This is a genomic window from Rhodoblastus sp., from assembly GCF_041915505.1.
Lineage (GTDB): Bacteria > Pseudomonadota > Alphaproteobacteria > Rhizobiales > Beijerinckiaceae > Rhodoblastus.
Genome location: NZ_JAYSBG010000117.1, coordinates 1 through 9,850, shown reverse-complemented (window position 1 = coordinate 9,850; position 9,850 = coordinate 1). Strand labels below are relative to the sequence as shown.

At 65.1% G+C, this 9,850-nt stretch carries 11 protein-coding genes; 3 read left to right on the top strand and 8 right to left on the bottom strand.

All coding sequences use genetic code 11. The annotated features are described in order from the left end of the window. Positions 1 to 530 (top strand): VIT1/CCC1 transporter family protein (locus ACE3S9_RS09345; RefSeq protein WP_374546180.1); only part of this gene is annotated, 530 nt, incomplete at its 5' end. Between the two features lie 61 nt (positions 531 to 591). Here ACE3S9_RS09345 and ACE3S9_RS09340 read toward each other — a convergent pair. From ACE3S9_RS09340 to ACE3S9_RS09305, 8 genes are all read right to left on the bottom strand, one after another. Further along, the gene (locus ACE3S9_RS09340; RefSeq protein WP_374546179.1) at positions 592 to 1,200 is read right to left on the bottom strand and encodes a glutathione S-transferase family protein; all 609 of its coding nucleotides are present in this window, start codon (positions 1,198 to 1,200) and stop codon (positions 592 to 594) included. A gap of 93 nt (positions 1,201 to 1,293) precedes the next feature. After that, the gene (locus ACE3S9_RS09335) at positions 1,294 to 1,506 is read right to left on the bottom strand and encodes a cold-shock protein (protein WP_374546178.1); all 213 of its coding nucleotides are present in this window, start codon (positions 1,504 to 1,506) and stop codon (positions 1,294 to 1,296) included. A gap of 272 nt (positions 1,507 to 1,778) precedes the next feature. Further along, on the bottom strand, positions 1,779 to 2,615 hold the full coding sequence (locus tag ACE3S9_RS09330) for a 23S rRNA (adenine(2030)-N(6))-methyltransferase RlmJ (RefSeq protein ID WP_374546177.1): 837 nt from the start codon (positions 2,613 to 2,615) through the stop codon (positions 1,779 to 1,781). Beyond that, the gene (locus ACE3S9_RS09325; protein ID WP_374546176.1) at positions 2,612 to 3,361 is read right to left on the bottom strand and encodes a ribonuclease T; all 750 of its coding nucleotides are present in this window, start codon (positions 3,359 to 3,361) and stop codon (positions 2,612 to 2,614) included. Before ACE3S9_RS09325 ends, ACE3S9_RS09330 begins: the two co-directional genes overlap by 4 nt. 10 nt (positions 3,362 to 3,371) lie before the next feature. Continuing rightward, the gene (locus ACE3S9_RS09320; protein ID WP_374546175.1) at positions 3,372 to 3,836 is read right to left on the bottom strand and encodes a hypothetical protein; all 465 of its coding nucleotides are present in this window, start codon (positions 3,834 to 3,836) and stop codon (positions 3,372 to 3,374) included. A 53-nt stretch (positions 3,837 to 3,889) separates the two neighbouring features. Further along, a complete protein-coding gene (locus tag ACE3S9_RS09315) occupies positions 3,890 to 4,786 on the bottom strand; it encodes a WecB/TagA/CpsF family glycosyltransferase (protein WP_374546174.1) in 897 nt (298 codons plus the stop codon). 276 nt (positions 4,787 to 5,062) lie between these two features. Next, entirely contained in the window at positions 5,063 to 6,643 is a 1,581-nt protein-coding gene (locus ACE3S9_RS09310; protein ID WP_374546173.1) for a peptide chain release factor 3, read from the bottom strand. 84 nt (positions 6,644 to 6,727) lie between these two features. Then, positions 6,728 to 7,204 carry a ferritin family protein gene (locus ACE3S9_RS09305; protein WP_374546172.1) on the bottom strand — a complete coding sequence of 159 codons (477 nt, stop codon included), beginning with the start codon at positions 7,202 to 7,204 and terminating at the stop codon, positions 6,728 to 6,730. Between the two features lie 251 nt (positions 7,205 to 7,455). Here ACE3S9_RS09305 and ACE3S9_RS09300 point away from each other — a divergent pair, with 251 nt between their 5' ends. After that, on the top strand, positions 7,456 to 9,342 hold the full coding sequence (locus tag ACE3S9_RS09300; RefSeq protein WP_374546171.1) for an alpha/beta hydrolase: 1,887 nt from the start codon (positions 7,456 to 7,458) through the stop codon (positions 9,340 to 9,342). Between the two features lie 78 nt (positions 9,343 to 9,420). Continuing rightward, on the top strand, positions 9,421 to 9,850 hold a 430-nt coding region (locus tag ACE3S9_RS09295; protein ID WP_374546170.1), incomplete at its 3' end, for a hypothetical protein.

Sequence of the window (9,850 nt, the reverse complement as noted above, 5' to 3'; positions counted from 1 at the left end):
CCTCCGGCGCGGCGGCGGCGGCCGTCTCGATGATGGCCGGCGCTTATCTCGACGTCGAGACGACCAGGGACGAGGTCAAGGCCCGCGCGACGACCCCGGGGGGCGCGGCCGATGAAGTCGCCTCTCTCGCCGGACGGCTTAACGCGGCCGGCCTCACCCCGACGCAATCGCAAGCGGTCGCCGCCGCCGTGCGGACGGATCCCGGCGCGGTAGACGATCTTCTGCTCGCTTTGGACGGCGCGTCGGCGAAGGCGTTGAACCCGACGGAACAGGCCTTGTGGATGCTGGCCGCCGATTTTCTCGCGGCCGCCGTCCCGATTCTGCCTTTCGTCTTCCTGCCCATCCAGCAGGCGCGATTCGTTTCGGGGGCGGTGACCATCGCTCTTTTGGTCGGCCTCGGACTTGGCCGGGCGAAGATCGCGAATTGCAGCGCCATTCGCACCGTGCTCGAAACCGTTTCGATCGGCATAGCGGCGGCGCTGGCCGGCGTCGGAATCGGCGTCGGCATCGACCGCTTCTTCGTCCATTAGAGCGGCGCCAGCCGACGAGAGCCGGGCGCCGCCTATCCGAGCCAAAGATGAGGGAAAACGCTTACGCTTTCGTCGCGGCGAAAGCCGGAACGGCGGCGGCGAACGCCTCCAGCCAGGCGACGAGTCGGGGATGGCCGGCGCGCCAGGCGCCCTCGAAGCGCAGATCGAGATAGCCGAGCGCGCTGGCCAAAGCGATGGCGCCGACATGCGCCTGCGCGGCGTCGGAAACCGCCGGCGGCGGCGCGGCCTCGAGCGCGGCGAGCGCGCGGTCGACCTTTTCGCGCTGATAGGAGACCCAGCCCGCGCTGCGCTCGTTTTCCGGGCGCATCCGGTTTTCATAGACCTGCAGGAGATTGGCGTCGGTGAGGCCGTCCGCCAGAGCCTCTAGCGTCAGCGCGGCGAAACGCGCGTCGCGTTCCTTGGGAATGACGCGCCCGCCGCCGGCGAGATCGTCCAGGAACGCCACGATCACCGCGCTGTCATAGACACAGGTCCCGTCGTCGCTTTCGAGCGTCGGAATCTTGCCCAGCGGATTTTTCCAGCGAACGATATCCGCCGGATTATTGGTGTCGGTCGCGACGAGTTCGATCCTGTCGTCGAGGCCGAGCAGCGACGCGACAATGCGCACTTTGCGCGAATAGGGCGAGGGCGGCGAGAAATACAGCTTCATGGCGCGAACTCCATGCGCGCGTGAATCGCGGCCCTCAAGCCGATAGCAATTCCCGCGTCTGCTGCAAAGCTTCGCGCGCCGCTCGCGGCACGATCACTCCAGATGCAGATTGACCGCCTTGGGGCCCTTCCCCTTCTTGTCCGGCTCCACCTCGAAAGTAATCTTCTGCCCCTCGTTCAAAGAGGTCAGGCCCGCCTGTTCGACCGCCGTGATGTGGACGAAAATATCCCGTCCGCCGTCGCTCGGCCGGATGAAGCCATACCCTTTTTCCGCATTGAAGAATTTTATCGTGCCCGTTTGCGTCATGACGCTTTTCCTCCGGTCATGGCCGTATATTTCGGGCGGCGCGCCGGCGCGGCGCTGGAGTGCAATTCCAGATGCGCAGTCCACCCGGCCCGAAATGGTCTCGGCCGATTGGCGGGTCGCCTTGCGCTTATGCAGGCTTGTTGTTTGCAAGACAGGCTGCGTTGTTGTTTTCGTCAGCCTCTTCGCCGAAGCGAAGCCCCCCAATTGTCATCAAGTTGATGCAGAATTCGGCGCTTGGCAAGTGGCGCCTTTCGACGGTGTGCGGCCGCCCCTTAGCCTCGGCCGTAGCGCGTGATCGCAAATTCGGCGCCCGGCCCGCGCGCCATCAGCCGCGCGAGCGCGGGCAGGATGATTTCGAGTTCCCGCTCAAGCACATAGGGCGGATGGACGATCAGCAGGCCGGTTCGCGCCAGCGGACGGCCTGGCTGCGGCGCCTCGACCTGAAGATCGATGCGCAGGCAATCGGGCGCCTCCGCCGCCACCGCGCGGCAGAAGGCCTCCGCCACGTCAGGCTCCTTGACCGGCTGCCAAATCACATAGGTTCCGCCCGGCCATTTGCGCAAAGCCGCTTTAAGCGAATCAAAGGCGCGCTCATATTCGTCGCGCCGCTCGAAAGGCGGATCGATCAAGACGAGGCCGCGCCGCTCGACCGGCGGAACATAGGCCTTAAGTCCGGTATAGCCGTCGATCTCGACCGCCTTCACACGCTCGTCGCGGCCGAGCGCGCGGCGCAGGTCCCGCGCCGCCTCGGGCAGCAATTCGCAGAAGATCGCGCGATCCTGCGGCCGCAGCAGGGCCTGGACGATCAGGGGCGAGCCGGGATAGAGCCCCGGCGCGCCGGCCGCACGGACGAGATCGAGATAGGGCGCGAGCAATTCGCCGGCCGCGCCGAGATCCCCGCCGTCGAGCAGGCGGAGCACGCCGTCGCGGGCCTCGCCGGAGCGAGCAGCCTCCGGCCCGGTCAGATCGTAAAGGCCGCCGCCGGCATGGGTGTCGATGACCCGGAACGGCTTGTCCTTATGGCGCAGATAGAGCAGGACGCGGACCAGCGCGGCATGTTTCAGGACGTCCGCGAAATTGCCGGCGTGGAAAGCGTGGCGATAGTTCATCGCGCGGCGGGCGCGACAATGCTTTGGCTGAAACAGCCCTGCTGGACCACCTGCGGGCAGGCGACGAAATCGCGCAGATCCCGCGACAGGCAGAAGCGCGCCTCCTGCAGCAGGCCGCGCCGGCACACGACCGCCATCATGCCGGAGCGCAGGCGCGGATTGGCCTCGATGAAGGCGCGCTGGATGTCGAACGGCGAAAGCCGGAGATCGGCCTCGGGCGCCTTGAGCGCCGCTGGAATCGTGATCGCCGCGCGGGCGGCGCGCACATCGGCGAAATAGCCGGAGGGCGGCTTGCCGGAACACAGCCCGTGCTGGCGCCATTCGTGGCGCGCCAGGCCCGGATCGGGATAAAGATCGCCGAGACCCGACAGGACCGCATAAGGCAGCGAAACATTTCCGGCGCATTGGCTCGGATAGCCGTTGTCATATTGCGGCCACAGCCCGTGGACGACGAAGCCGGGATTGGCGCCGGGCGCGCATTGCGCCGGCGAGCGGCCGGCGCCGCCCGTCGCGCAGAAACTCGGCGACCAGGACAGGGCCAGGACATAAAAGTCGAAATTGCCCGAAGACCCGCCGCGGCCACCCGACCAGCGCGGCGAAGGCCCGTCGGACGGCGGCCCCGTGCGATCCGTCTGGTCCGTTGCGGGCGGCCGTTGGTCGGCGCAATTGTCGAGGATGCAATCATTGGCCGCCAGCGCCGGCGCCGCGGCCAGAGCGAGCAAGGCGGCCGTCAGGAGCCGTTTCATGGCCTAGCGCTTAGGGACCGGCCGCTTCGCAATCCGGCGCATAGGCGTGATAATGATCGAGGCCGACCACGCACCATTCGACGCCGCGCCCAAAGCCGGCCAGCCCGCCGCGTTCGATAATGTTATATTTCAGCACGCGCTCGCGCTCGTCGTTGAACCGGGCCCTGGCCGTGCAATAGCGGCGCGGAATGAAATCGGCGCCATTGGTGCGAAAACCGGTCTGGCGAATGGCCGAAAATTCCGTGATCCGCAGAGGCGAACTGAAGAAGAAGGCCTCGCTCTCGCCTAGCCGTCCAGCGATTTCCTGCAACGTGAACCAATCGTCGCAGCCCGGCATGACCCCGTCATAGGGAAGCGTGAAGAATTCTTCCGCGGGCTTCATCGGCCGCGCCGCGGCGGCGCCGGCGCCGAAAGACAAACCGGCGCCGAACGACAGAAGGGTGGCCGCCACAATGGCGCGACGGGTAAGCTGCATGGGATCCCCCGGCTGCGAATGCCGCCGACGATGCGCAAGAAACCCGAGTCGCGTCAAGGCGCTTTTCGCGCAAGACGCCTTTCGTCCGGCCAAGACGCCGCAATCGCCGACCCGGCGTGGCCCTGGAACAACAAAAATCGGCTGACGCTCCAGGCTTCGGCGCTGAAAACGCGGCTGTTGCGCAAAGCCTCGCCGCCCCGGCGCGCGTGCAGACCGAGCAGGAGCCAGGCGCATTGGAAATAGCGCGACGCCATGCGGCGCGGCTGGCTGGCGAGCCGCCAGGCCCATTCCATCCCTACGAATTGCACGAATTTGGGGGCGCGGACCTGCGCGCCGGACTGGAAATCGACCGCCGCGCCGACGCTGATGAAGCCGATCTCGCCGTGAACCTGCGTCATGCGGTCGGCGAAAATTTCCTGTTTCGGGGCGCCGAGACAAACGAAGCACAGTTGCGCGCCGCTGGCCGCGATCGCCGCGCCGAAGGCGTCGGCCGCCTCCGAATCGGGATCGAAGCCGAAGGCGGGGCTTTCGCAATAGGCGATGATCAGCCCGGGCGCGAGCGTGCGCAACCTGTCGCTGGCGGCCGCGAGGCTTTCCGGCGTCGAGCCGAACAGAGCCACCGGCATCCGGTCGCGCGCGGCCATCCGGCACAGCGGAACCAGCAGGTCGGCGCCGGTGACGCGGCGGACGTTCGGCGTCTCGCCGCGCGCGAGAGCGGCGACCGGCGCGCCGTCGGCGGAGACGAAATTCATGCGCGCATAAGCGGCGCGAAAAGAGCGATCGTCGCGCAGCTTGACCAGATGATCGAGATTGAGTGTGGCGAAGTTGAAGCCGCGCCGCGCCCTGAGACGCGCCCGGACGCAAGCCACGGCGTCGTCCTGCGTGACGATATTGATGGCGTGGCCATCGACATGAGCGACGGAAAGTTCGCGCGCGCTAACCCACTTCATTTCATCCACCCGAAAGGCATTCTGCTTGTTCGGCATAAGTTATACCTGCGATGGATATTTTCAACGCGGCGAAAATGTGGAAAAATAAAGTCATGTCAAACGCATGGACAGGATTTTCGGGTAAATACTTGTACTAATGTTTCAAAGAAATGCTGTTGTGATCTACTTTAAAACACGCGATAAAAATTGAGTCCCAAAACAGGACATTTTCCATCGTGATTTTTGCTTGGAAAAACGGCGGCAGGGTTAATCCCGCCCTGCCGCGCTTTTCCGCGATCAGGCCTGTCCGACCTGATAATCCTTGATGTCCGCGAAGCGGATGGCCGGCCAGCGCTCCTGGTCGTAGCGCAGGTTGAAGGCCGATTGCGCCAGGAAAACCGGCGCGCCGTCGAGATCGTTCGCCATCGAGGACGGATAGGCGCGAACGAATTTCTCCAGTTCTGCGGCATCGTCGGCGGTCACCCAGCGGCAGACCTCGAAACGGCTGGTCTCAAAACTGACCGGCAGGCCATATTCGGCCTGCAGGCGCTCGGCCAGCACGTCGAGTTGAAGGGCGCCGACCACGCCGACCATGGCCGGCGAGCCGTCATGTGGCAGGAAAAGCTGCACCACGCCCTCTTCCGCCATTTGCTGCAAGGCTTCGCGCAGCTTCTTGGCCTTCATCGCATCGCCCAACTTCACGCGGCGCAGAATTTCCGGCGCGAAGCTCGGCACGCCGCGAAACACGAGATTCTCGCCCTCGGTCAGCGTGTCGCCAATGCGCAGGGCGCCGTGATTGGGAATGCCGACCACATCGCCGGCAAAAGCCTCCTCGGCGAGTTGGCGGTCCTGCGCGAAGAAGAATTGCGGCGCGTTCAGCGCGATATTCTTGCCGGTGCGCGCCAGCCGCGCCTTCATGCCGCGCGTCAGCTTGCCGGAAGACACGCGCATGAAGGCGATGCGGTCGCGGTGGTTGGGGTCCATATTCGCCTGAATCTTGAACACGAAGCCGCTCATCCGGTTCTCGCGCGGATCGACCGTGCGGGTTGAGGCGGCGACCGGCTGTGGCGCGGGGGCGAATTCGGCCAAAGCGTCGATCAGGTCCTGCACGCCGAATTTCTTCAGCGCAGAGCCGAAAAACACCGGGGTGAGATGGCCTTCGAGAAAGGCCGCGACCTCGAACGGCTTTTGCGCCTCGCGCGCCAGTTCGATCTCCTCCATCGCCAGCAAAGCGTCGGCGTCAGTGGAAATTTCCGCGATTTTTGGATCGTCCGGCCCGGACACCTTGATCGGCTCGGCGTCTTCTTCGAGCCGCCGCACCAGATTGGCGCGCAGGTCATAGGTGCCAGCGAACCCTTTGCCGCGCCCGATCGGCCAGGTCAGCGCCACGGTGTCGAGCGCCAGGGTTTTTTCGATCTCGTCGAGCAGGTCGAACGGATCGCGCGACTCACGGTCCATCTTGTTGACGAAAGTGATGATCGGAATGTCGCGCAGCCGGCAAACTTCGAACAATTTCCGGGTGCGCGCCTCGATGCCCTTGGCCGCGTCGATCACCATGATGGCGCTGTCGACCGCCGTCAGCGTGCGATAGGTGTCTTCCGAAAAGTCCTCGTGGCCCGGCGTGTCGAGCAGGTTGTAAACGCAATCGCCATATTCGAAGGTCATCACCGAGGTGACGACCGAAATGCCGCGCTCGCGCTCGATGCCCATCCAGTCCGAGCGGGTCTGGCGGCGATTGGCCTTGGCGCGCACCTCGCCCGCAAGCTGAATGGCGCCGCCGAACAGCAGCAGCTTTTCGGTGAGCGTGGTCTTGCCGGCGTCGGGGTGGGAAATGATGGCGAAAGTGCGCCGACGCGCGACGGGGTCGAGATTTTTCATGATGAGCCGGGACGAAAAAGGTCCCGGCTGATTAGCGCATATCGCAGGCGCAAGGCAATTCGCTTGTGCGCCGAGCTAAATCGCTCATTCCGCCGGCATAGCCTGGCCGGCTTCGGCGGCGGCGATCCATTTCTTCAGCTCGGCGACATGGCCGGCTTCCTCGTCGACGAATTCCGTCGCCAGAACCTTGATTTCCGGGTCAGTCGCGCTGTCGCGCACGGATTTGTAATAATCGTGGCCGGCCTGTTCGGCGCAGAGCGCGATTTCGAGCGCCTCGCGGCGGCTCAGCAGCGGATCGGCGCCCCAGATCGCAGCGGCTTCCGGGCTTTCGAGATCGGGCCAGACGAAATCCGCCGGCGCGATTTCCGGAATGTCGCGGAAACCGGCGCGGGCCTTGGCGTCGGAGAGATGAAGCCGCGAATATTCGGCAAGCTTGCGGAATAATTGCGCCACTTCGCGATTGCCGCCGCTCTCCATGGCGTCGGCAAGCTCGCCGAACCGCGTCGCCGCTTCCTGTTCGAGATGGATGGAATAGGCCAGAAATTCCTCGACCGTCTGCATTTTCTTCTCCGATCTGGCTGGCGTTCTTGTTGAACGGCTTTGTTCTGCGCTCCGCCTCGCGCGTGAGCAAGCCGCTTTTTTAGGCAAAAGCCCGAACTTCAGCCGCGGCGCCTGACTTTGGGTCGGGAAGGGCCAAAACGCCGAAAGCGATGGCGCCTCGTCTGACCTGACTTGCTGGTGTAACCTTTGGGGTCGCTCGCGCGAACTCGCTGCATTCGCCCTTGTGACCAACGCCCGGTGGGACCATGCCCATGATGCTCAGGCGCCTGCTCATCCTCGCCCTGCTCTGCGCGCCCGTTGCGGCGCAAGGAGCAGAAATCCGCCTCGCGGTTCCGGCCGGCTTCGCGCAGGACGCCTTCGTCGAGAGCCTGTCGCACAGCAAGATCCTCAAGGCCGCCGGCTTGTCCGTTACGATCAAGCCGGTCGCAAATGATTCCGAAGCCATGGCGGCGCTGCAGAAACGCGAGGCCGAGCTCGGCGTTTTCATCCTGGACGACGACGACCGGCGCGCCCTGCGCATGTCGAGCGCGGAAACCGCGCTGCTGACGCGGCCCTTCCGGTTCAAGTCCGCCGAGGAAATGTTCGCGATGCGCGACAGTTTCCTCGGCGTGGCCGCGACCGTCGACGCCGGCCGCACCGGCCTGTTTCCGATCAAGATCTGGGCCCATTCGATCACTTATCTGCTCAGCCGGACGCCAGTGCGCACGGAAGCGGATTTCATGCGGCTAAAGGTCGCCGCGCAGCAAGGCGGCGCCGACGGCGCCGTCATGGCCGCGACCGGCGTCGAACTGATGGAGGCGCCGGCCGCGACCATGCATGAGGCCGACGCGCTGACGACCCGGCTGGACGCGGAAACACTGAAGCGCGCGGCCGAGACGAAGGGCCAACTCTATCTCACGGTCGGCTGGCCGGAGGCCGGCGCCCTCGCCGCCGCGCCCACCTTCTGGCTGCAAGCCCGCGCAATCGACAAGAACGCGATCGCCGCCGCCGCCGAACAGGCGCGGGCCGCCGCCGACGCCGAAATTCTGGCGCGCGAAAAGGCGTTTCGCGATCTGCCCAATATCGCGTTCAACCGCCTCGACTCGGACGCGCAAATGCAATTGGCGATGAAGGCCGGCGGCGGCGGCGACGCGGCGATGAGCCGCGAGGACGACCTGTGGCGCAAGGCCGAGGCCGAGGTTCACGGCGTAGCCGCCCCCGCGCCGCGCGCGCCGGCCGGGCCTGTCAGGACGACGAACCCGCCGGTGTTCTTCGCCACCGACCGCAATGACGAAGGCGGCTCCGATTACAAGACCCGCTTCGGCGCCCGCCGCCTCGATCCGTTCCAATATAGCTGCGCCTTTCTCGGCGCCCCGGCGCGGCATTCGGGAGAGCCGAAGCTGCCGCCCGCTCCCGAGAGAATGACGACTGGCCTGGAGGCCTGCGCGAAGATGATCGTCGACCGCACGCGCCGGGATGGCCTGTCCAAGATCCTGTTCGTCATCCACGGCTTCAACATCCCCTTCGACGGGCTCGCGTGGCGCGCGCTGCAACTCGCGTCGGACCTCGACTATAATGGTGCGATCGTCGGCTGGAGTTGGCCGTCGGAAGGGTCGGCCTTCGGCTATGCCTATGACGAGGATTCCAATCTCTGGAGCGAACCCCATCTGCTCGACCTGGTGAGCCAGATCGCCCAGGACGCGCCGGACTTGCAGCTCGACTTCGTCGCGCACAGCATGGGCAATCGCATGCTGCTGCAGATGCTGCGGGAACTGGCTTTGGCGCATTCCGGCATCCGCATCGGGGCGGCGGTTTTCGCGGCGCCCGACGTGGCGCAGGACGTGTTTCGCGAACAGATGCGCATTGCGAAGAAAATCGGCGGCATCCGCACGCTTTACGCATCGGAATATGACCGCGCGATCCTGATTTCGGAGAGCTATCACAAGGCGCCCCGCGCCGGCAGCGGCGGCGACAACATTCTGGTGACCGGCGGTGTCGAATCCGTCGACACCCGCCTCGGCGGCCATTCCTATGTGTTCGACGAGCCGAAGGCGATCCAGGATTTCAGCGCCATCGTCAATCGCGAGACGGCGGCCCCGCAGCGGGGCCTGCCCGAGCGCGCCAAGGCCGGCGTCGCCTATTGGGTGATCGAGCCGTGACGGGGCGCCCGAACATTCGCAAAACAGCGCGAAACGTCGTTATAATGCCGTCAGGCTTTCAATGAGGTTGGAGACGGCATGGGGCGGATTTGCGGCGACTGCAATTTGTGTTGCAAGATTCCTGGCGTCGCCGCGGTCGGGAAGAAAAACCTGACATGGTGCCCGCATTGCGACATCGGCAAGGGGTGCCGGATCTACGATACCCGGCCGGAAGAATGCCGCGACTTCCGCTGCCTCTGGCTTGACGACGATTCCCTGCCGCCGGATTTCGACCCGAGACGCGCCCGTTTCGTGACCTATTTCATCGGCAAATGTCTGATGATCGATTGCGACATCGCCGCGCGCAACATTCATCTCGACCGGAAATATGCCGCGCATTTTGCGCGGCTGGCCGCCAATCTGGAGCCGCATGGCGGATTTGTCGCGGTCTGCTACGGCGAGCACATGGTGGCGCTGACGCCGCGCGAGACCTTCGACCTCGGCATGACGCGACGCACGGGGCAGGTCA